At 69.5% G+C, this 21,499-nt stretch carries 22 protein-coding genes and 1 pseudogene; 13 read left to right on the forward strand and 10 right to left on the reverse strand.

Annotated features, from left to right (window positions below; genetic code table 11):
• Positions 1-99: 99 nt before the first annotated feature.
• Entirely contained in the window at positions 100-1,509 is a 1,410-nt protein-coding gene (locus AB0D53_RS21590) for an FAD-linked oxidase C-terminal domain-containing protein (protein WP_362448948.1), read from the reverse strand.
• Between the two features lie 169 nt (positions 1,510-1,678).
• Here AB0D53_RS21590 and AB0D53_RS21595 point away from each other — a divergent pair, with 169 nt between their 5' ends.
• The 3 genes and pseudogenes from AB0D53_RS21595 to AB0D53_RS21605 all read left to right on the forward strand — a co-directional run.
• Positions 1,679-2,524 carry a pentapeptide repeat-containing protein gene (locus AB0D53_RS21595; protein ID WP_362448950.1) on the forward strand — a complete coding sequence of 282 codons (846 nt, stop codon included), beginning with the start codon at positions 1,679-1,681 and terminating at the stop codon, positions 2,522-2,524.
• A 150-nt stretch (positions 2,525-2,674) separates the two neighbouring features.
• Positions 2,675-4,039 carry a radical SAM protein gene (locus tag AB0D53_RS21600; protein WP_362448952.1) on the forward strand — a complete coding sequence of 455 codons (1,365 nt, stop codon included), beginning with the start codon at positions 2,675-2,677 and terminating at the stop codon, positions 4,037-4,039.
• Between the two features lie 180 nt (positions 4,040-4,219).
• Positions 4,220-4,303: pseudogene (locus tag AB0D53_RS21605) on the forward strand (short-chain dehydrogenase/reductase); the annotation flags it as partial.
• Between the two features lie 137 nt (positions 4,304-4,440).
• Here AB0D53_RS21605 and AB0D53_RS21610 read toward each other — a convergent pair.
• Positions 4,441-5,136, reverse strand: coding sequence for an NAD(P)-binding domain-containing protein (locus AB0D53_RS21610; protein ID WP_362449180.1), 696 nt, complete (start codon positions 5,134-5,136; stop codon positions 4,441-4,443).
• Positions 5,137-5,289: 153 nt separating this feature from the next.
• Here AB0D53_RS21610 and AB0D53_RS21615 point away from each other — a divergent pair, with 153 nt between their 5' ends.
• The 3 genes from AB0D53_RS21615 (at position 5,290) to AB0D53_RS21625 (ending at position 6,712) form a co-directional block, all read left to right on the forward strand.
• A complete protein-coding gene (locus AB0D53_RS21615; protein WP_362448954.1) occupies positions 5,290-5,841 on the forward strand; it encodes a glycoside hydrolase family 25 protein in 552 nt (183 codons plus the stop codon).
• Positions 5,842-5,942: 101 nt separating this feature from the next.
• Complete coding sequence (locus tag AB0D53_RS21620; RefSeq protein ID WP_362448956.1) at positions 5,943-6,407, forward strand: MarR family winged helix-turn-helix transcriptional regulator; 465 nt, start codon at positions 5,943-5,945, stop codon at positions 6,405-6,407.
• A gap of 35 nt (positions 6,408-6,442) precedes the next feature.
• A complete protein-coding gene (locus AB0D53_RS21625; RefSeq protein ID WP_072487705.1) occupies positions 6,443-6,712 on the forward strand; it encodes a hypothetical protein in 270 nt (89 codons plus the stop codon).
• Between the two features lie 26 nt (positions 6,713-6,738).
• Here the strand turns inward: AB0D53_RS21625 and AB0D53_RS21630 are convergent, their stop codons facing one another.
• Positions 6,739-8,070 (reverse strand): nucleotidyl transferase AbiEii/AbiGii toxin family protein, encoded by a 1,332-nt coding sequence (locus AB0D53_RS21630; protein WP_362448958.1) that lies wholly within the window; start codon positions 8,068-8,070, stop codon positions 6,739-6,741.
• 328 nt (positions 8,071-8,398) lie between these two features.
• On the opposite strand from AB0D53_RS21630, the gene AB0D53_RS21635 reads away from it, so the two are divergent.
• Positions 8,399-9,568, forward strand: a complete 1,170-nt coding sequence (locus AB0D53_RS21635; RefSeq protein WP_362449182.1) for a S1 family peptidase — start codon at positions 8,399-8,401, stop codon at positions 9,566-9,568.
• 126 nt (positions 9,569-9,694) lie between these two features.
• Here AB0D53_RS21635 and AB0D53_RS21640 read toward each other — a convergent pair whose 3' ends face one another.
• Together AB0D53_RS21640 and AB0D53_RS21645 are read right to left on the reverse strand one after the other, a co-directional pair.
• Complete coding sequence (locus AB0D53_RS21640; protein ID WP_362448960.1) at positions 9,695-10,402, reverse strand: NUDIX domain-containing protein; 708 nt, start codon at positions 10,400-10,402, stop codon at positions 9,695-9,697.
• A gap of 9 nt (positions 10,403-10,411) precedes the next feature.
• Positions 10,412-11,008 carry a hypothetical protein gene (locus AB0D53_RS21645; RefSeq protein ID WP_362448962.1) on the reverse strand — a complete coding sequence of 199 codons (597 nt, stop codon included), beginning with the start codon at positions 11,006-11,008 and terminating at the stop codon, positions 10,412-10,414.
• A 127-nt stretch (positions 11,009-11,135) separates the two neighbouring features.
• On the opposite strand from AB0D53_RS21645, the gene AB0D53_RS21650 reads away from it, so the two are divergent.
• From AB0D53_RS21650 to AB0D53_RS21670, 5 genes are all read left to right on the forward strand, one after another.
• Complete coding sequence (locus tag AB0D53_RS21650; protein ID WP_362448963.1) at positions 11,136-11,591, forward strand: NUDIX domain-containing protein; 456 nt, start codon at positions 11,136-11,138, stop codon at positions 11,589-11,591.
• A 168-nt stretch (positions 11,592-11,759) separates the two neighbouring features.
• Positions 11,760-12,410 carry an SUMF1/EgtB/PvdO family nonheme iron enzyme gene (locus tag AB0D53_RS21655; protein WP_362448965.1) on the forward strand — a complete coding sequence of 217 codons (651 nt, stop codon included), beginning with the start codon at positions 11,760-11,762 and terminating at the stop codon, positions 12,408-12,410.
• Between the two features lie 126 nt (positions 12,411-12,536).
• Positions 12,537-13,013: a hypothetical protein gene (locus AB0D53_RS21660; protein ID WP_362448967.1), complete on the forward strand. Its 477-nt coding sequence runs from the start codon at positions 12,537-12,539 to the stop codon at positions 13,011-13,013.
• 511 nt (positions 13,014-13,524) lie between these two features.
• A complete protein-coding gene (locus AB0D53_RS21665) occupies positions 13,525-14,220 on the forward strand; it encodes a hypothetical protein (protein ID WP_362448969.1) in 696 nt (231 codons plus the stop codon).
• A gap of 232 nt (positions 14,221-14,452) precedes the next feature.
• Complete coding sequence (locus AB0D53_RS21670; protein ID WP_329813490.1) at positions 14,453-14,911, forward strand: hypothetical protein; 459 nt, start codon at positions 14,453-14,455, stop codon at positions 14,909-14,911.
• A 202-nt stretch (positions 14,912-15,113) separates the two neighbouring features.
• Here AB0D53_RS21670 and AB0D53_RS21675 read toward each other — a convergent pair whose 3' ends face one another.
• Positions 15,114-15,554, reverse strand: a complete 441-nt coding sequence (locus AB0D53_RS21675; RefSeq protein WP_362448971.1) for a GNAT family N-acetyltransferase — start codon at positions 15,552-15,554, stop codon at positions 15,114-15,116.
• Positions 15,555-15,729: 175 nt separating this feature from the next.
• Between AB0D53_RS21675 and AB0D53_RS21680 the strand changes: the two genes are divergently transcribed.
• Positions 15,730-16,359 carry a MarC family protein gene (locus AB0D53_RS21680; RefSeq protein WP_362448973.1) on the forward strand — a complete coding sequence of 210 codons (630 nt, stop codon included), beginning with the start codon at positions 15,730-15,732 and terminating at the stop codon, positions 16,357-16,359.
• 60 nt (positions 16,360-16,419) lie between these two features.
• Here AB0D53_RS21680 and AB0D53_RS21685 read toward each other — a convergent pair whose 3' ends face one another.
• The 4 genes from AB0D53_RS21685 to AB0D53_RS21700 are packed head-to-tail and all read right to left on the reverse strand — an operon-like array spanning position 16,420 to position 21,266.
• Positions 16,420-17,568: an XdhC/CoxI family protein gene (locus AB0D53_RS21685; RefSeq protein ID WP_362448975.1), complete on the reverse strand. Its 1,149-nt coding sequence runs from the start codon at positions 17,566-17,568 to the stop codon at positions 16,420-16,422.
• Entirely contained in the window at positions 17,561-19,723 is a 2,163-nt protein-coding gene (locus AB0D53_RS21690) for a xanthine dehydrogenase family protein molybdopterin-binding subunit (protein ID WP_362448977.1), read from the reverse strand. The genes AB0D53_RS21685 and AB0D53_RS21690 overlap by 8 nt, the downstream gene beginning before the upstream one ends.
• Positions 19,720-20,712, reverse strand: a complete 993-nt coding sequence (locus AB0D53_RS21695) for a xanthine dehydrogenase family protein subunit M (RefSeq protein ID WP_362448979.1) — start codon at positions 20,710-20,712, stop codon at positions 19,720-19,722. The genes AB0D53_RS21690 and AB0D53_RS21695 overlap by 4 nt, the downstream gene beginning before the upstream one ends.
• Positions 20,709-21,266, reverse strand: coding sequence for a 2Fe-2S iron-sulfur cluster-binding protein (locus AB0D53_RS21700; RefSeq protein ID WP_362449184.1), 558 nt, complete (start codon positions 21,264-21,266; stop codon positions 20,709-20,711). Before AB0D53_RS21700 ends, AB0D53_RS21695 begins: the two co-directional genes overlap by 4 nt.
• Positions 21,267-21,499 lie beyond the last annotated feature (233 nt).

Consider the following 21,499-nt stretch of genomic DNA (forward strand, 5'->3'; position numbering starts at 1 on the left):
CGTACTCCTGCCAGTGTGCGCCGCGCCACTGACAGGGACGCGGACGCGGGGCACCGGCCGCCTGGCGTGCCCGGTGCCGCCGCGCCACGATCCCCTCGCTCACGCCGGCGGAGCATCCCCTTCACCGGTGAGCGTCGACATGCCCCCGCCGAGCACCTTGCCCGGGTTGAGGATGCCGTGCGGATCCAGCGCCGCCTTCACCGCGTGATGCATGCCCAGCACCGCGGACCCCAGTTCCTTGTTCATCCCGCGCATCTTCAGCAGCCCCACACCGTGCTCGCCCGTCACCGTGCCACCGAGGGAGATCGCATCGTCGAGGATGTCCTCGAAGGCCGACTGCGCGCGGGCCCGCGCCGCTTCGTCGCCGGGGGCGGTGATGATGAGCGGGTGCAGATTCCCGTCTCCGGCATGGGCGATGTTGGCCACCAGGATGTCGTGCCGGGCCGCCGTCTTCTCGATCCGCGCCAGCATCTCGGGCACCGACGTCCTCGGCACACACACGTCCTCGGTCAGGACCGGACCGAGCCGCTCCAGCGCCGGATAGGCCAGCCGGCGCGCCTGGAACAGCGCATCGGCTTCCTGCTGGTCCGTGGAGACCGCGGCCCAGGTCGCCCCCGCCCGCTCGAAGCACTCCCGGACGAGCTCGGCCTCCGCGTCGCCCTCCGCGCCCGGCGTGTCGACCCGGCCGAGCAGCACCACGTCCGCGTCGGCGGAGAGGCCCATCTTCTTCCAGGCGTCGACCGCGGCCAGACAGTGACGGTCGACCAGTTCGAGCGCCGAGGGGATCACGCCCGAAGCGGTCACGGCGCTCACCGCCTCGCCCGCGGCGACCACCGAGGAGAAGTACCCGGCCACCGTCCGCTCCTGCGGCCGCGCCGGACGCAGCCGCACCGTGATCTCCGTGATCACACCGAGGGTGCCCTCGGACCCGACCATCAGCCCGGCGAGGTCGTACCCCGCAACGCCCTTCGCGGTTCGCCGGCCGAGCGAGACGACCTCACCGAGCCCGTTGACGACTTCGAGACCGAGGACGTAGTCGCGCGTCACGCCGTACTTGACGCAGCACATGCCCCCGGCATTGGTCGCGACGTTCCCGCCGATCGTCGACCAGGGCGAACTCGCCGGATCCGGTGGGTACCAGAGCCCGTGTTCCGCGCTGGCCGCCCGCAGATCGTCGTTGACCACTCCCGGCTGGACGACGGCCAGCCGCTCCGCCGGGTCGATGCGGACGATGCGGTTCATGTCCTCGAAGGACAGGATGATCGCCCCGTCCACGGCGTTCGCACCACCTGACAGGCCAGTGCCCGCACCACGCGGCACCAACGGGATGCGGTGGGCCAGACAGTGCCGGACCACATCCCGCACCTCTTCGGCGGTCTGCGGACGTACCACGGCCAGGGGTGTTCCGTACGGAGCCCACTCGGCCTCGTCGTGCTGATACCGGGCAAGACCGGCCGGATCGGTGAGTACCCGCCGGGCAGGGATGCCGTCCACTGGTGCGTTCGCCACGTCCGTGGCCACCTCCTATAAAGATGTACTACCCACCATTATCGCGCGCACCGCTCGGACCCACCCGGGAGCCCCGGAATCCGTTGATCATGAAATTGATGCGAACGGGTGATGGGATGCCGATAGGGTCGACCGTCCGACAGTTCCTTACCCGGAGGACCCACGCACCGTGTCCGACGATGTCCCAGGCCCCGCCATCGACCGCGGCGGCCGTGCCGCGCTGCGTGCCGACTGCGCGAACTGTTTCGGGCTGTGCTGTGTGGCGCTCACCCTGACGCGGTCCGCGGACTTCGCGATCGACAAGGATGCCGGGAAACCCTGCCGGAACCTCCAGGAGGACTTCCGCTGCGGCATCCACACCGAACTCCGGACACGGGGCTTTCCGGGTTGCACCGTGTACGACTGTTTCGGGGCGGGCCAGAAGGTCTCCGGCGAGACCTTCGACGGACAGGACTGGCGCCGAGCCCCGCAGATCGCCGGGCAGATGTTCCAGGTGTTCCCGGTCATGCGGCAGCTCCACGAACTTCTCTGGTACCTCGCCGAGGCGCTGTCCCTGGAACCGGCGAGGCCCCTGCGGGCCGAGATAGGGCGCACCCTCGATGAGACGGAACGCCTCACCCACCTGCCGGCCGACGCGTTCTCGGACCTGGATGTGGCCGGACACCGCGATGTCGTGGCCGAACTGCTGCTCCGTACCAGCGAACTCGTACGAGCGACGGCGCCGCGAAGGAAGAAGCGTGACCATCGCGGCGCCGACCTCATCGGAGCCAGGCTCAAGGGCGCCGATCTGCGGGGCGCCGACCTGCGCGGCTCCTATCTGATCGCAGCGGACCTCACCGGTGCCGATCTGCGTCTGGCCGACCTGATCGGTGCCGACTTCAGGGACGCGAACCTGTCCGGCGCCGACCTCACCAGTAGCCTCTTCCTCACTCAGGCCCAGCTCAACGCGGCCCGCGGCGACGCGGCGACGAAGCTCCCGCCGTCACTCGGCCGCCCCGCACACTGGGACCGGTGAACTCAGGCCCCGGGGACGGCCACCGCCGAACGTTCACGCCGCAGCGGGGCGGATCGGCCGGTGGGGCCGGGCACTGTCGACGTGTCCGGCTCGTTGCACAGTGCGGCGTACCCGGAACGCCGCAGACGACCGGACCGAGGAGTCGCGCACATGCCGAGCAGTACCGACCGCAGCCGCACCGAACCGAGCCGCACGGACGGGAACCGAACCCGTCTGGTCGAGCGCCTCATGGAGCGGTTCCCGCACGTGCCGCGGGAAGCCGTCATCAAGGAGGACCTGCTGCGCGGCGGCGTGGCGTTCGACGAGTCCGCCCTCAGTGACAACGAGGGCGGTGACGTCAAGCCGAAGTCCTACTTCATCTTCTCCTTCGACCACGGCACCCTCCCCGAGCTGGGCGCGGCCGCACTCCGCCGCCCGCCGGAGGAGATCGTGCTCACCGGCGGTCCGTACGACCTGCGCAGAACCGTCGTGTCCGTCCGGGTCAACCCCGCGTCCCCGTACCGTGTCGCGGCCGACGACGAAGGAGTGCTCGGGCTGTATCTCGACGGCCGGCGGATCTCCGACGTGGGTCTGCCGCCGATGCCGGACTACTACCGGCACACACTGGAGAACGGCAAGTCCGTGATGGAGGTGGCCCCCACCATCCAATGGGGATACCTCGTCTACCTGACCGTCTTCCGGGTCTGCCAGTACTTCGGTGCCAAGGAGGAGTGCCAGTACTGCGACATCAACCACAACTGGCGCCAGCACAAGGCCGCGGGACGTCCGTACACCGGGGTGAAGCCGGTCGAGGAGGTCCTGGAAGCGCTCGCCATCATCGACAAGTACGACACGGCGAAGACATCCACCGCCTACACCCTCACCGGCGGGGCCATCACCTCCCACATCGGCGGCCGCGACGAAGCCGATTTCTACGGGCAGTACGCCAAGGCCATCGAGGAGCGATTCCCCGGCCGCTGGATCGGCAAGGTCGTTGCCCAGGCCCTGCCCAAGGCCGACGTCCAGCGGTTCCACGACTACGGCGTGCAGATCTACCACCCCAACTACGAGGTGTGGGACCGCCGGCTGTTCGAGCTCTACTGCCCCGGCAAGGAACGCTACGTGGGCCGTGACGAGTGGCACCGCCGCATCCTGGACTCCGCCGAGGTCTTCGGCGCCCGCAACGTCATCCCCAACTTCGTGGCGGGCGTGGAGATGGCCGAGCCCTTCGGCTTCACCACGGTGGACGAGGCCATCGCATCGACCACCGAGGGCCTGCGGTTCTTCATGTCGCACGGCATCACCCCGAGGTTCACCACCTGGTGCCCGGAGCCCACCACTCCGCTCGGGAAGACCAACCCGGACGGAGCGCCGCTGGAATACCACATCCGTCTGCTGGACGCCTATCGCGCGACCATGGAGGAGTACGGTCTCAGCTCGCCCCCCGGATACGGTCCGCCCGGCCCCGGACGCGCGGTCTTCTCCGTCAGTTCGTTCATGGACAGCCTTCCGGCCCTTCCGGACGACGCCCGGTAGCACCCGGTCCGGTTGCCGGGCCCGAGCTCGGCAACCGGTTCGCGCACGGCGTAGGCGAACCTCCGCACGAGGCCGCCCGCCCGGGCAGGCGCCGCCCGGTTGGACGTCACCGACATGAACGCATCGCCGCGGTCGTCGCCGGCACGGCGCCCGGCTCGGGCGCATCGATGCTGTCGTCAAGGAGTCGGCGCCTGCTCGGCGACCGAATTCGCCTTCGAAGGGTTGTCCGGGGCGCTCGCGGCCGAGGTCGCCCCGCACGGAATCGCTGAGGCAGCGTGCCCCGTCGGGCGGGACGACCCGGCGCATGTTCCGGATGGTGCGGTGAATGCGCCGGGGCCGGGTGGCCGACCTGGCCCTCGGTGCGCGCCGGAGCGCGCCCGAGGGCCTCGGCTTCGGGACCGTCAGGCCCGCCACTCGGCCGTACGCTCCGGGGATGCTTCGGCGAGCGCCTTGACGATTGCTTCCGCGTCACCCTGATGACCGTAGACAGGCGTGCCGGGCTGCTGACGCCACGATTCGTCGAGGCCCCCCGCGTCCACGGTGTCGAAACCCAGCTCGTCGATGAGGTCGCGCACGATCTGCTTGGCCGCCGCGTCGTCGCCGGCCACCGGCAGCGCCTGACGGCCGGGGCTGCCCCCGGGCAGACCGTTGGAAAGGATGTCCTGTGCGTACGTCCCATTGAACGCCTTGATCACCGGATGACCGATCTGTTCCTCGGTCCACCGGCTCTCGGGCGTGCCCTCCTCGATCGTTGCAATGCGACCGTCGCGCTGTTGCGGGTAGTAATTGCCCGTGTCGATGACCGCGACCCCTTCCGCGGCACCGTCGATCAGGCCGGCGGGCAGATCGGGGACGGCCTTGAGGGGAACGGTGACGACAACGACCCGAGCTCCCCGGGCCGCCTCCGCGGCGGTGACCGCCGTGGCTCCGGTCTCCTCGACAAGCGCGGAGAGCGTCTCCGGGCCGCGCGAATTGGCGATGGACACATTGTGGCCCAGCGCGGTGAGGCGCCGGGTGAGGTTTCCGCCGATGTTGCCCGCTCCGATGATGCCGATCTTCATGGGTCCGACCTTCCGGTGGCGTCCGCGCTGGGTGATGTGGTCTCGCGGCTTCACCAACTACCCATTGCCGATAGCTATTCCTGGCGATGGAAAATCGTTTCGTACGTTCACCCGAAGGATGGGGGCGAGTGCCTGGGGGCACGTACACGAAGAGAACGGAATCACCGAGCCCACGTGAAGGCGGTGCCCATGCTGCATGGCGTCGATGTCAGCTCCCATCAGTCGTCCTTCGACACGGACGGACTGGACTTCGTCTTCATCAAGGCCACCGAAGGGCGTTCCTACGTCAATCCGCATATCGCGTCACAGGTGAAACGCGCGAGGGACGCCGAGTGCGTGGTCGGCTTCTATCACTTTCTCTGGCCGGGGAACATCACGGCCCAGGCCGAGTACTTCGTGAGCAAGGCCCCGGAGAAGACCGGTGATCTGCTTGCCGTGGACTGGGAACAGAACGGCGAGGGCACGAGGGCCAGCAATGCGGAGAAGGACCGCTTCATCCGCGAGGTCAAGCGCCTGCGGCCGCACCACAGGGTCTTGCTCTACTGCAACCGCTACTTCTGGCTGAACCACGACACCACCTCGTATGCGGGGGACGGCCTGTGGATCGCCGACTACGTCACTGCGGGAAAGCCCAGGATCAAGGCGTCCTGGCGTATCCATCAGTACACCGACCAGCCGTTCGACAAGGATGTCGCCGCCTTCTCGTCGCGCGCCGCCATGCGCGACTGGGCCCAGGGGTAGGTGCCGCGCAGGAACGGCGGGGACGGCAGGCGATGGCCGGGGCGCCGTGCCCCGGTCAGTAGGTGCCAACCCATGATGGGTGCGCGCCTACAATACTGCCGATGAGCGAGACCCCGCCCAGCCTCCTGGGACTCACGACATATCTGCTGTCCAAGACCGGCAAGGCGGCGCGCAGCCGGCTGGCGGCACGGCTGGCCGACCGGGACATGCGGCTCTGGCACATGGCCGTGCTGTCGGCGCTCGTCGACTTCGGCCCTCATGTGCAGCGGGAACTGGCATCGCGACTGGGGATCGACCGGAGCGACATCGTCAAGATCGTGGACGATCTCGCGGTGGCCGGCCTCGTCGACCGTGCCCGGGACACCGGCGACCGCCGCCGGGTGACCGTCACGGCCACCCCCGATGGATGGGTGGCGCTCAAGGAACTCCAGGCCGAGGCGCTGACTGTCCAGGAGGCACTGCTCGAGCCGCTGACCGGTTCCGAACAAGCCCAGTTGGCCGCATTGTTGCGACGGGTCCACGCTCATGTCCACGATGGCGCCGAAAGGGCGGAGGCAGGTCGCTGACCGATTCCCCCGGCCGGGTGCGGCACACTTCTCGCGTGACCACAGCCGCGGCTCAGCCGCCTCGCGACCGCGCGCTCGGGCGCGGAATCACCACCCTCATTCCGCAGGCCGCAACGGCCACCGCGGCCGAACAGGCGGCTGCCGTTCTCACGGCGATGCAGAGCGTTCCGGTGCGTGTGGGCGTCCTCCAGGCGGCCGTGGTCCTCCTGGAGGAACGAGTGCGTGCGACGGACGACGACGCGGAGCGAGCGGCCGCAGCAACGACAGTCGCCATGCTGCGCAGCGCGATCGGCCGGGCCGGCTGAACCGGGCCGGATCCCGGGGGAGACGATCAGCGCAGTTCGTCGAGGGCCCGGGCGCACGCGTCGGGATGGTTCCGCCAGTACCGCCAGCTTCCCTCATGGGAAAGGACGACGGCCAGCGCGTCCGTCAGACCGAGCCGGCTGCGCCCGACAACCTCCCGTACGACCACGACGGCTGCCACGAGGCCGTTCCACCCGCCCTCGTCCAGTTGCGCGAGCGACGCGGCAGGGTTGCCCGCAGCAGATGTACGCGTGGAATCGACCAGCGGTTGCAGCCATCGGGCCCACTGCCGGTACCGGCCCGACACCTCCGTCTCCGCCTCTTCAGCCTCGGCCGCCCCGTCCGTACGTTCCGCAGCCTCCATCAGGGGTGCCAGTGCCCGCGCGAGCCGTTCGCAGTAGCTTGCCGCACTCTCCGCGGCCCATGGGTGTTCGGCGGTGAAGTGCTCCCATCCGGTCTGCACCCCCAACTCGTCGAGCCACCAGCCACCGGCGGGCCGAAGGCCTTCGGTGCCGCCGAGCACAAAGGCCTCCCGCACCAGTTCGTAACTCGGCGGCTTGCGTTCCGCGAGCAGCACGGCGTCATAAAGGTCCTTGCCCTGCGGGTACGAGTCGGTGACCAGCCACAGCAACTTCCAGGCCAGCGACAGCTCGGGGGACACCGCCTGCACGCGGCAGCCCGGCCCGTCTCCCAGCGGCCGGAGTTCGGTGAGCACGGCGGGGGAGGGCAGGGACTCGTTGAACACCACGTCGATCTGCACGGTGCCACCGGGCACATCGTCCGCCGCCCACGGCAGCAGCACGCGCCGCCCGGGAACCCGGTCGTACGTCCAGATGTCCTCCGTCACCATGCCCGCCGCGTCGATCCGGACAGGGCCGTGCGCGGCGGCCGCAGCCGCGTTCCGGGCGATCGTGTCGAAGAGCCCCGAGGCCCGGGGGTCGTTCATGGCCCAGTCCCGGGGCACGAAGAGAAAGTCCAGATCACCCGGGTCGCGGGCGGCCTCCCCGAACCACGTGGCCATCAACACGCTGCCGCGCAGCACCAGATGAGCACCCCACGGGCCTTCCGCGATGGAGGCGAGCACCGTGTCCAGTACGGTACGCCGTGCCCGGTGCCAGGCCTGCCCCATCTCCTCCTCGCCATCGCCGAATTCAGGCTCTCCCGCACGGTAGGCATTGGCGAACTGCTTCAGTGCGGGTTCGAAGACGAGCGGGTGATTCATCCCCTCCGGTGCGGGCAGCAACGTGCCCGGAAGCTCCGCACTGAGCCGTGTCTCCTCGTCGAGGGGAGCATGAGGAACGCGTGGGGAGCCCTGGTAGAACCTGGTCCAGGCGCTCGATCCGTCGGCGGAAGATGTCATGGTGGAACTCCTGCGGGCGGGTGAGCTGTTGTGCGCGAGACCCGGGTGGAAGGGGTGGCTGACGCTTCGGGTGCGCGCGATCGTCTGACGCGAGCATAGGCGTACGCACTGCGTGGAGCGCCGCGGGTCAGGGTGCGAGGACATCGCGGAGAGGATGCGTCCGTCAACAGGGGTGCCGGAAACGGTCATTGGCATGGACCTGATAGTCCAGCTGCGTTACAGTCCGTTGCGGCACACTCTGAGAGCGCTCTCAGGTGAGAGCTCTCGGACGCCTGCTGTTCCTCCCCCACGATGCCGGAACAACAGAAGGGCCATTGCCTTGAGATCTATGAACGCGCTGCGTACGAGTCTGGCTGCCGCACTGGTTGTCGGAGCCTGGGCGACCGTGGGCCTCGCCTCGGGGCCGGCTTCCGCCGCCGCGGTGGACCCGGCTTCCGCGACGCCCCGTTCCGCGACCGACGAAGCACCGGCGTCCGCAGGGCTGCTCTCAGCCATGCAGAGGGACCTCGGCCTGACGGAGAGTGAGGCCAGGGCCCGGCTGGCCGCCGAGAAGACGGCAACAGCCGTGCAGGGCACAGCGCGACGGGCCGCCGGATCCTCCTATGCCGGCTCCTGGTTCGACCCGGCCACGGGCAGGCTCACCGTGGCCCTCACCGACAAGCGGAAGTCGGACGTCGTACGAGCGTCCGGCGCATCCGTCCAGCTGGTACGGCACAGCGCGCGGCAGCTCGACGCAGCCAAGACGCGGATCGACAGGATGGCCGCGCCGGAGGGCGTCAGCGGCTGGCACGTCGACCCGAAGGCCAACCGGGTCGTTGTCGATGTGGTCGCCTCGGCAAAGGGTGACAACGATGTCCAGAAGTTCGTCGAACGGGCCCGCAAGGCCGGCCCCGTACTGGTGAACCGGACACCCGAGGCGCCCAGGACCTTCGCTGCCGGAACCGTTGGCGGCGATCCCTACTACACGGGCAACGTCCGATGCTCGATCGGCTTCTCCGTGTACGGCGGCTTCGTCACGGCAGGGCATTGCGGACAGGCCGGCGCGGCGGTCAGCGGATGGGACCGTTCTGCCATCGGCAACTTCCAGGGGTCGTCCTTCCCCGGTGACGACTACGCCTGGGTCAGCGTGGGCAACGGCTGGTGGACCGTCCCCGTGGTACTCGGCTGGGGTACCGTCTCCGACCAGCTGGTCCGAGGCTCCGCGGTGGCTCCCATCGGCGCCTCGATCTGCCGCTCCGGCTCCACCAGCCACTGGCACTGCGGCAATGTGCTGGCCACCAACGAGACCGTGAACTACAGCCAGGGCGCGGTCTATCAGATGACCAAGACGAGCGTCTGCGCCGAGCCCGGGGACTCGGGAGGTTCCTTCATCAGCGGGGACCAGGCCCAGGGCGTCACCTCGGGAGGCTGGGGCAACTGCACCAGCGGCGGGGAGACCTGGCACCAGCCGATCAACGAGATCCTGAACCGTTACGGGCTGACCCTGCACACGGCCTGACGGTACACGGGGCCGGGCCGGACCTCGTCCGCCCGATGCCCGCTGCGCGTAAGGGGCCTGCCGCGCCCGAGCTTCATCGCCCGGGGCGCGGCAGGCCTTTCTCGCGGGACGCGGACGCCACGCGTCTCACCAGGTGCAGGGGGCCTGCAGGTCGCTGATGCTGTCGGCGAGTTCGGCCGGCCGGGCCGGCCGGCCTGTCGTGTGCCAGTGAGCGATGCGCCAGGCCAGCCGCCGCGGCCACACCGGTGTGGTGGGCAGCCGGTCGACCGGAATCCATGTGGGCGTCCCACCGTGATTGTCGAGCTCCGCACGGGCACCGATCGCACCTTCGGCATGCACGAGGAAGTAGTGCTCACGGCGGCCCTCCTTCCAGACGCGGGCCACTTCCACGTCCACCTCGCCGCTCAGGCCGGTCTCCTCCCGTAGTTCACGAATCACCGCGGCGTGCAGCGTCTCGCCGTCCTCGACCCCGCCGCCTGGGATCTCGTAGTACGGCTGCCCGTCCTCCTCGAAGCCGATGAGCAGTATCCGCCCGTCACGAATCACCACCGCGCCGGCCCGGATCCGCACCGGATCAGCGGCTGCCGGGTCGTCCCAGGAGGCCATTGCCGCCGCAGGGCCTTCCGTCACCCAGTTCCGCAGCACCGTCTCCGCGGTTCCGACGGGCCGGATCCGCGCGTGCAACGCGTCGGCCAGGGGCAGGGAGCACCACGAGCTGTCCGGCGCGCGGTCCTGGCGGGGGAGGCTGTGGACCCCGTCCTCGTTGGGCTCTTCGACCACGACAAGCCGGGCATCGTCGAAGCGGACGCTCAGTAGCGAGGAGCCGTCGGTCATCAGTGAAGACTACGCGTCCGGACCGTGCTCAGGACTCCGTTCGAGGCGCCATTCGTCGAACTGCTCAGGCGTACGGACGTGGTCGACCAGGACCGACCGGTAGATGTCGATGCTCTTCACCGACTTTCCGTACTCGGCGCGGTCCGCCCAGGTCTGCTTGATCCTGAGAATTGCCGCACGGGTTCCGGGAGTGAGGCGCGCAGGCAGTTCCTTGAGGTGGGCGAGATCGGGCTGTCGGCCGGGTTCGTCGACGAACCAGATGTCCAGGTTCCATGCCTCACCTTCCTGCGAGCGACAGTCCACACCGAGATACAGCCCGTCGGGGTAGTCCGGATCGGTGTTCCACTCGCCGGTGTCGTCGCGGAAGCGGACCTGCCGCACCCGCTTGTGCTGCGCCAGTCGTGCGCCGATTCCGGCAACGGCTTCCAGGGTCTGGGCGCCGAGCTCCGGGCAGATCACCGTTACGTCCAGATCGCGACGGACCATCAGCCCGAGGGCGTAACTTCCCACGCGCACCGGCCGGCCGACTGCGGTGAGCAGTTCGTCCAGCTGAAGATCGGTGCTGATGGCATCGGCGGTGGAGCGCAGTGTGTTCTGATGCTGCAAGAGTTTCTCTGTCGCCGTCACACGGTCATTCTCTCCGAGAGCCGCTCCTGTGAGTGTGGCCGCCACTTCCTTCACGGTCCGGTCCGGTCGGGTTCGGCGTGCGATGCCCATGTCTGACAATGCGGGTATGACCCGACCGAGAATCCGTGTTGCCGCGTACGTGATCCGACATCGTTCCGTCCCTGAATTGCTGGTGTTCGACCACATGGGCATGCCGGAGGCCGGTACCCAGGTGCCCGCCGGTGGAGTCGGACCGGACGAGGCACCGGAACAGGCTGTTCTGCGCGAAGTCGTCGAAGAAACCGGACTGTCGACGGCTACGGTGGTCCGGAGCGTCGCCGTGGAGGGCAAGCCACACCCCGGCACGGGGCAGCCGCGCAGGACCACCTTCTTCTTCCTGCACGCACCGGCCGACACACCTGATTCGTGGGAGCACCAGGTCCGTGGAGACGGCGACGATGCCGGCCTCGGCTTCGCCTGCCGCTTTCTTCCGCTTCCTCTGGAAGGGCCGCTGGCGGACGAGCAGGACGCCTGGCTCGGAGACATCGATCCGCTCTGGACCACCAAGTCCGGCGGCGACTGATCCGGACACGGCCGCGCTTGTCTGTACAGTCGCTTGATCAGGGGACGGCAGCGCGAGCACTCGACCGCGGCGCTGCCGGTCCGGCGCGCCGGTTCGATGCGCCGGAGCACATGAGGAGTTGTGACGATGAGCGTGGAATCCATACTGCGCCAGGCGGATGCCGAGAGTATGAGAAGCATCCCCGCCGGGGAGATCGTCCTGCGCGACGAGGGCACGCGGACGGAATGGAAGGTGGAGGTCGGCTCCTTCCGGCTGGCGCCGTATCCCGTGACTCGCGAGCTGTACCGGGCGGTGCGCGGCGAGGTACCCGAGAGTTCGGCCGGTCCGCGTACACCGGTGACCGAGATCTCCTGGATCGAGGGTGTCCGGTTCTGCAACCTGCTGTCGCGGGCGAGGGGACTTCGGCCCTGCTACGCGACGGGCGACGACCCCGACGGGCTGGACGTGGTCTGCGACTGGCAGGCCGACGGCTATCGGCTCCCGTCCGAGGCGGAGTGGGAGTACGCATGCCGAGCCGGGACGTCCGGGGACCGCTACGGGGACCTGGACGAGATCGCCTGGCACCGCGGGAACTCCGGCGGCGAGGTCCACGACGTCGCGACCAGGAAGCCCAACGCATGGGGTCTCCACGACATGATCGGCAATGTGTGGGAGTGGTGCTGGGACCTCTACGACCCCGAGGTCTACGGCCCGTACCGGGTGTTCCGCGGTGGCGGAGGTTTCGACCGCCCCCGAGGCTGCCGGGCACGGTGCCGCCGAAAGAGCCACCCCACCTTCCGCATCGACGACCTGGGATTCCGGCTCGCCCGAACGCTGTGAAGCGGTGAGCGAAAGCGGGGTGACCGGCGAACGTGACGACGTGCCGGCAGGACGCAGCGCAGCGGGTCCGCCGCGCCGTCCCGCACCCGGACCGGCATGTCGGACCCCCTCGGTAGGGTGCGTGGGGTGAGTGACGTATATGAGCTGGCGATATCGGTCGATCTACGGGACGAGCTCTCCGAGCAGGAGCTGGCCGAACTGCGCTGGCATCTGGGAATCGGGCCGCATCCGGAGCGCCTGTCCATCGTGACCCGGTTCCCGGTCGTGGTGGAGGACGAGTCGGGGGACCCGGTGGTCGAGGACGAACCCCGCCCGCTGCTCGGCGGCAGCGGTCCGGCCCGGCGGGTGGGCGGTGTGCTCGGCTCGGCGCTGGCCGGCCGTGCGGACCTGCCGCGGAAGGGCTGGTCGCTGACGTCCCGGCAGGAGATCCACCCGGACGAGTTCGAGCAGGTCGGCGAGTTGCTCGGCTGGCTGGCCGCGCGGGTCCAGGACGCCCACCTGCTCGCGGACGGTGCCGTTTCGATCGGCTGCTTGAGATTCCACGAAGACGTGACCCCGGAGGCACTGAAGGTCGCGAACGGGCAGATCGTGTGGCCGTCCTAGCGGCTTCCGCGTCTGCTTGCGCACTGTGGCGCCGTCGGAGACCGGTCCGGCCCCGGGCGCGGTGTGATCCGGGCTGCTTCAAGCCCGTGGCGCTGCTCATGCGGGGACCGGCGGGTGTCGGACCCCGGGCCACGGATGACAGGCTGGAGTGCCTGATCGACACGGGGGAGGGCAAGGCCCTGTGAAGGGGATGCGCGGGATCGTGCTGTAAGCCGTGGTGCCACTGGTCCTGGTGCTCGCAGCGGGCTACGGCTGGTACCGGATGAGCGGCACCGGTCAAGCGGTGGAGGTACGAGGACCGGCTCGCCGCATACTGCGAGGGGCTGCTGCCGGTCGCCGAGTCAGCCGCACTGACCCTGTACTCCATCGGCCCCGGGCTACCGGGGGACCGCACGGGAGGTACGGACGACGACCGCTGGGACGAGTGCGGGGTGGCGGACACGAGACTGCTGGTCGCCCTGATTCCGCACAGCACGGTCCGGAACGCAACCTCTTCGGTGACCCGCTCTCGATGCTGCGCGATGGGGGGTCCGATCACCTGCCGGTCGCCGTCAGTGGTGGTTGGCAGGGCTACACAGATTTCCGTGACACCGCCGTCGTGCTCAACTGCACCAACAGGCCCGCCTCTCTCGTGGTGGCCGTGCGTGCCGACGCGTCGCACGAGAACAGCACGGAGACCCGGCAGATCGCCCGGCCGGCCACGGCAACCGCCGAACGGGCCGCCGACCGATGGTCGTGCGACGCCCCGGCCGGCACCCGTGTGCCGCCCATCCCCGTGCCGGCCGACAGCCCGACGCCCGGCAACGCCACGGGCACCTGCGCAGGGATTCCTGTCCCGGGGAACGGGCCCGTCGGCCGGCACCGCGAGACCACCGCCCCCGGAAACGCGCTCCTGGAGACCTGCGTACTCGGTGAGACCAAGGCGCGGGACGAGGAACTCTATTGGTTCGGCGCCGCGTTCGGCCCGTACGCACAGCGCCTGCGCACCGCCGATGATGGCTCGGGCAGCTACCACGGCGACGCGGGAACGGACCGCCACAGCGCCTGGGCGAGCGCCGCATGCGGTGCGGGCCCGCGCGCCCTGCTCACGGCCAACGACACCGAGTACGCGGCCCCGTCGCGAGGCTACCTCCGCACCGCCCTGCGCGCCTTCGCCGAGCGGGCGGCGCGGCGTCATGGCTGCACGGACCTGAAGCTGCCCTCCTGATAGAACGCCCCGGGGAACCTGGGCTCGGGTACCGGGGGCCGGGCGGACAGGGAGGTGACCAGAATTGGCCGTAGCATGTCAAGAATCATGGTGATGTGCCTTGTTGCTTCAAGGGGGTCGTGCCTCAATGGGGAGGCAGCCACCCCTGACGGTATGTCAGAGAAATGCTGTGTTCCGGCGCGCACGTCGAGCTCAGTGCGCCGGCAGTCCCCCCACATGAAGGGCAATCACCATGAGGCATGGCACACGGCGACTCGCCATCTGTTCCGCCCTCGCCGCGGGCGCACTCGCGCTCGCGCCCACGGCCGAGGCGGTCACCCCCACCACCGCCACCATTTCCTTCGACTGCGGAGCCTACGGCTCGGGCAGTGCGACCCTCACCGCCACCCAGAGCGGAACGAGCGCGGTCATCAACGTCTCGACGTCCGCCATCACAGCACCGATCAGCGTCGGCGCCAACTCCGTCAAATCGACACTCACGCTCACCAACAAGGGGACGGGGACGGTGACGTTCACCGGTAACTCGAACCCCGCCATCCCGGCCGGAAGCCCCGTGTCGACGGGGCCGCTCACGGGGACCGTCGCCTCGGGGGACAGCCTGGTGGCCACGTCCCTCAAGGTCGTGGTCTTCGGCATCACCGCGACCTGCAACGCGACCTCCACCCAGTCGCCCGGACCGTTCGTGTTCTGATCCAGGCGCACAACAGTGCCGTCGGGCCCGGCCATCGTCCCGTTGAAGGTGGCGTCGTCGGTGACGGGCCCGACCTCCGGCCGGACACGCGGGGCGCGGCCGGCCGTGTCGGTGATGCCGGACGCGTTCGCCGGATTCCACGCCTTCCGGGCGAGCGCCTGCGGATGACGTGTCCCGAGGGCGAGAAGACCCGAGAGCCGGCTCATGAAAGCCGCAGGTCGATCCACGGCACGCTTTCTCCAGGCAGCAGATAGCGCTCGGTCTCGACGAAGCCGTGCTTCTGCGCGAACCGCAGACCGTCCTCGTCGGAGGACAGGACGACGGTCTCGATCACCTCGGCACCGAGCTCGCGCGCGCGTTTCAGCCCGCGCCCGTAGAGCTGCTCACCGAATCCCCGCCCGCGCTGATCTGCCGGCACACGGGCGATCACCGTGGCTGTCGACGTATCACCCGTCGGTGGGCGTACCGTGCTGCAGCCCACGAGGACGTCATCGAGGTAGGCGACTTCCAGATGGTGCCGCCGGTCGCGTTCCTGTACGTCGTCCAGTGACAGGACGTGAGTGGGGATGACCGTGTTGTGGACGTACTGCCAATCCTTGAACTCGGTCTTGCTGTGCGGCTGTTTGACACGGATGTCAGGCATCGCAGAAGGAAATCCGAACGTGCCGTGGAGAGTCGACCGAGTTCACGTCCACAGCGAACCACCATGACCACAGCGGGGCAGAGCCGAGCCTCCGGCAGCGAACGGAGACCGGGCGGACCGGGGACACCAGCCTCACCTGCTACGTGGAGCCGGACCCGCAGCCTAGATTTCGCAGGTGAACGCGCTCACCTTCTCCGCCGCCCTGATCACCTTCGTCTCCGTCGTTGGGCCGCCCAAGGTCCTGCTGTCCTTCGCTCACCTCGCGAAACTGCACCCGACCCGCCAACTTCGCACCATCGCCCTGCTGGCCTGCGGTGCGGCGATCCTCATCGGTCTGGTGGCCAGCCTGACGGCCCCACTGCTCCTGGACCTGTTCCACATCAGCACCCCCGCACTCCTGCTCGCAGGCGGCATCATCTTCTTCCTCTACGCCGTCGGTCTCGTCCTGGGGATCCGGACCGGACTGGACGCGCCGGACGACGAAACCTCCGACGTGGCCAGCGGCCTGCGTGAACTCCTCGTTCCGTTCGTCGTCAGCCCGCTGGCCATGACCGCGCTGCTCATCGAGGCCAATGCACGGTCGTCCTGGACGTGGCGCTCCACCGTCGCCGGAGCGTACGTGGCAGTGATCCTGCTCGACCTCATCTGCATCCTGGTCCTGGAACGCGTACTGCGCGCCACGCACCATGCGACCTTCGAACTTCTCGGCCGGCTCCTGGGGCTGCTGCTTGCCGCGGTCAGCATCGACCTGGTCCTCGACGGCCTGGCGGAACTCGGTGTCGGGCTGAGCGGGCGCGGCCACTGAGAAGGTCTCCCTGCCTCGCGTCCGCCCCGCCTCGCCCCTCGGCCGCCCGGACTCGTCAGGTCATGCCGCCGTACGGGAGCGGTCCTCGTCCGTCCCCCTCCCGTCCGGGTCATGGTGGATGGGAGCGCCAGATCCGGTCAGCGGTACACCCGTGCCGCCCCGGCGTGCCGCGACGATCTCCGCCGCGATGGACAGGGCGGTCTCCTCGGGGGTACGGGCGCCGAGGTCGAGGCCGATCGGGGAGTGCAGACGGGCCAACTCACGGCTACTGACACCGACTTCGCGAAGGCGACGGTTGCGGTCCTCATGGGTGCGGCGCGAGCCCATCGCGCCGACGAACGCGACCGGCAGCCGCAGCGCCGTCTCCAGGAGCGGAACGTCGAACTTGGCGTCATGGGTGAGTACGCACAGCACGGTTCGCCCGTCGGTCGCGGTGCGCCGGAGGTAGCGGTGCGGCCAGTCGACCACGAGTTCGTCCGCCTCGGGGAAACGGGCGCGCGTCGCGAAGACCGGCCGGGCGTCGCACACGGTCACGTGGTAGCCGAGGAACTTGCCCGCCCGTACGAGCGCCGTCGCGAAGTCCACGGCGCCGAAGACGATCATCCGGGGCGGCGACACCCTCGACTCCACGAACAGCGTCACGCCGCCCGGGCAGCGCGACCCGTCCTCCGCGACCTCCACGGTGCCGGTGCGGCCGCTGTCCAGCATCGCGAGGGCCTCCTCCGCCGCGGCCCGCGCCAGCTCCGGACGGCCGTCGAGGCTGCCCTCGTACGAGCCGTCGGGGTGTACGAGCAATGCCCTGCCGAGGAGTTCCGCCGGGCCCCGGGCCACCCGGGCCAGGGCCGCCGGCTCCCCCCGGTCCGCCGCCGACACCCCGGCCCGGAACACCGGCGCGTCCGCACGCACCGGTGTCACCAGGACCTCGATGACACCGCCGCAGGTGAGCCCCACCGCGAAGGCGTCCTCGTCGTCGTATCCGAACCGCTCGCGTACCGTCCGCCCGTCCTGGAGCGCCTGGACGCACAGCTCGTACACCGCCCCTTCCACGCAACCGCCGGAGACGGAACCGATGGCGGTGCCGTCACCGTCGACGGCCAGGGCGGCGCCGGGACCGCGCGGCGCGCTGCCGCTGACGGCCACGACGGTGGCGACGGCGAAGTCCCGGCCCTCCTCGAACCACCGGTTCAGTTCCTCGGCGATGTCAAGCACTCCCGGCTCCTCCCGCTGCCCGGCGCCGGGCCTCGTCCGCCGCACGCAGGACGCGGTCGGGACGGATCGGCAGGTCCCGGTGGCGTACACCGGTCGCGTGCCACACCGCGTTGGCGATCGCGGCGGCCACGCCCACGATGCCGATCTCGCCGATGCCCTTGATCCCGACCGGATCGCCCGGGACGGGGTCGTCGACCCAGTCCGCCTCGATGATCGGCACATCGGCGTGCGAGGCGAAGTGGTAACCGGCGAGGTCGGCGCCGACGTGGCCGCCCGAGACCTGGTCCCTGACAGCCTCCTCGTGGAGCGCCATGGACAGCCCCCAGATCATTCCGCCGATGAACTGGCTGCGGGCGGTGAGCGGGTTGACGATGGTGCCCGCGGCGAAGATGCCGAGCAGCCGCCGCACGCGCACTTCACCGGTGTCCACATCCACCGCGACTTCGGCGAACTGCGCTCCGAAGGAGTGGCGTTCCTTCTCCGTGAGGGCGCCGATGGCCTCGGCCGTGTTCGACCGGGCCGTGATCCCCTCCGGCGGAATGCCGCCGCCCAGGGACAGACGCTCCCGCAGTTCGTCGGCGGCGACCGTCACCGCCCAGGCCCAGGAGCGCGTCCCCATCGAGCCTCCGGCGATCATCGCCGGGCCGAGGTCGCTGTCCGCGATGCGTACCCGGACGCGGTCCGGATCCACCTCCAGCGCGTCCGCGGCCACCAGGGTCATCGCGGTCCGCGCCCCCGTTCCGACGTCCGCGGCGTTGATCCGTACGGTGAAGGTCCCATCGGCTTCCGCGGTCACGGCCGCGGTGGACGGTCCCACCCCCGAGGGGTAGGTGGCCGCCGCCGTGCCCGTTCCGAGCAGCCAGCGCCCCTCGCGGCGCAGTCCGGGACGGGAGTCCCGGTCCGCCCAGCCGAACCTGCGGGCGCCCTCCTCGAAGCAGGCCAGCACATTGCGGCTGCTGAACGGCAGTCCGGAGACCGGACCCGTCTCGGGTTCGTTGCGCACGCGCAGCGCGATCGGGTCGATGCCGCACTTCTCGGCCAGCTCGTCGAGGGCGGATTCGAGGGCGAAGGACCCCGGCGCCTCGCCCGGGGCGCGCATCCACGTCGGAGTCGGCACATCGAGCCGCACGAGACGGTGAAGGGTGTGATGCGCGTCCGCGTCGTACATCACCCGCCCCAGCACAGCGCTCGACTCGACGAATTCGTGCACGGTCGACGTGAGGCTCTGCGCCTGGTGGTCGAAGGCACGCAGTCGGCCGTCCGCGTCGGCACCGAGCCTGATCCGCTGTGCCGTGGGGCTGCGGTAGCCGATGAGCGAGAACATCTGGCGGCGCGTCAGCACGACACGGACCGGGCGGTGGAGGACGGTGGTGGCCATCACGGCCGCCACTTGATGAGGGCTCAGACCCTTCGACCCGAAGGCTCCCCCGACGTGTTCGGACCGTACGCGCACGGAGGCGGGATCTAGGGAGAAGAGCTGCGCCAGCTCGCTCGCCACCCAGCTGCTGCCCTGGTTGGAGTCGATGACGTCGAGCCGGCCGCCCTCCCAGCGGGCCGTCGCCGCATGCGGCTCCATCGGGTTGTGGTGCTCCTCCGGAGTGGTGTACTCCGCGTCCACGACCACGGCGGAGGCGTCGAGGCCGGCCTCGACGTCCCCCTTCTCCGTCTCGGCCTGGACCATCGGGGTGTCCTCCGGCGTGTAGGCGTCCGAACGGCCGGGGTGGAACATGACATCGTGCGGTTCCTCGTCGTACTCGACCACCAGTGCCTCGGCGGCTTCCCTGGCCTGCTCGGAGGTCTCGGCCACCACCAACGCCACGGGCCAGCCCGCGAAGGGTACGCGGTCGTGCTGGAAGAGCCCCACGATCGGGTTCGGCCGCCCCAGCATGCCCATGTAGTCGGTGTCGACGCGCGGTGCGTTCCCGTGGTGCAGCACGGTGAGAACACCCGGCATGGCCAGCACGGGGCCGTCGTCCACGGAACGGAGCCGGCCGCGGGCCACGGTCGACAAGACCAGCCAGCCGTGGGTGAGTTCGGCGAACGGAACCTCTCCGGAGTAGCGGGCCGCCCCGGTGACCTTGTCGCGGCCCTCCACGCGGGTGCGGGCGGAGCCGACGGCTCCTGTCGGGGCGGCGACACCGGTCGTCGTGGTCATCGGGAGACCTCCTCGGTGAGCTCGGTCAACACGGCCACGACGAGGTTGCGCATCAGCGTCACCTTGTAGCCGTTCTCGGGAAGGGGCGCGGCGGCGGCCAGTTCGGCATCCGCCGCCGCGGCGAACGCTTCCGCGCTCGCCGGCCCGCCGGTCAGGGCCTGCTCGGCCGCACGCGCCCGCCAGGGCCTCGACGCGACAGCCCCGAGCGCCAGACGTACTTCGCGTACGACACCGTCGCGGACGTCGAGTGCGGCGGCGATCGAGCCGATCGCGAACGCGTACGAGGCGCGCTCGCGCACCTTCCGGTACCGCGAGTGGGCGGCGACGGGGGAGGGCGGCAGCGTGACGCCGGTGATCAGCGCGCCGGCTGGAAGAGCGGTCTCGATGTGCGGAGTGTCGCCCACCGGAGGATAGAACTCCGAGATCGGCAACTCGCCTGTTCCGTCGGCCGTTTCGTAGGAGATGACGGCGTCGAAGGCGGCGAGCGCGACCGCCATGTCCGAGGGGTGGACGGCGATGCAGTGCGCGGAGGCGCCGAGGATCGCGTGGTTGTGGTGTTCGCCGTCGATGGCGGGACAACCACTGCCGGGGGAACGCTTGTTGCACGGCTTGCTGATGTCGGTGAAGTAGCCGCAGCGGGTCCGCTGGAGAAGGTTCCCACCGACCGTGGCCATGTTGCGCAGCTGCCCGGAGGCACCGGCCAGCACGGCCTGTGCCAACGCCGGGTAGTGACGCCGCACCTCGGGGTGGGCCGCGAGATCGCTGTTGGTGACGGTCGCGCCGATGTGCAGTCCGCCGTCCTGGGCGAACTCGATTCCGTCGAGCGGTAGTTCACGTACGTCGACGAGCAGCGCGGGCCGCTCCACGCCTGCCTTCATCAGGTCGACGAGATTGGTGCCGCCACCGAGGAAGCGGGCATCGGGTTCGGAACCGAGCAGGGCGACCGCCCCGGATACGTCGAAGGCTCGTTCGTAGCCGAACTCCCTCATGCCACGGCCTCCTTGTCCTGGCTCGCCGCCGCCTCCGCGGCTTGCGCGACTGCTTGCACGATCGATACATAGGCGCCACAGCGGCACAGATTGCCGCTCATGCGTTCGCGGATCTCTTCGGCGCCGAGTGGGGGTACCCCCGCCTCGGGCCGGACGTCGTCGGTCGCCGCGCTCGGCCAGCCCGCCGCGTGCTCCTCGATCACCGCAATGGCCGAACAGATCTGCCCGGGTGTGCAGTATCCGCACTGAAATCCGTCGAGGTCGAGAAAGGCCTGCTGTACCGGATGGAGCTGTTCACCATCGGCCACACCCTCGATGGTGGTGATCACGCGCCCCTCGGCCGCGACCGCGAGCTGGAGGCAGGAAACAGCCCGGCGCCCATCGAGCAGCACCGTGCAGGCTCCGCATTGCCCTTGGTCGCAGCCCTTCTTGGAGCCGGTCAGGTCAAGGTGCTCGCGCAGGGCGTCGAGCAGGGTCGTGCGATGGTCGACCGGCAGTGTGTACTTCTCGCCATTGATGTTCAGGGTGATGGCACTGGACGTCGATGGAGTCATGATCAGCCTTCTTTCGCATTGCTGATGCGCGTCGAACGAGACGATCCCTGTGGGCATTCCGGAAGGGAGAGGGCGATGAGGGCGATTCAACCATTGATGGTGGGCGCAGGTCGGCCACGTCGGCCGGATCTGCCGCTATGGTGAATCCGAGCGGACAAGTGTCCACTTATCGTCGAACCTAGCGGACAGCTGTCCGCTCAGCAAGGCCGGACTTGGTCGTGCTTCCGGGAGGA

This window comes from Streptomyces sp. NPDC048295, assembly GCF_040652135.1.
Lineage (GTDB): Bacteria > Actinomycetota > Actinomycetes > Streptomycetales > Streptomycetaceae > Streptomyces.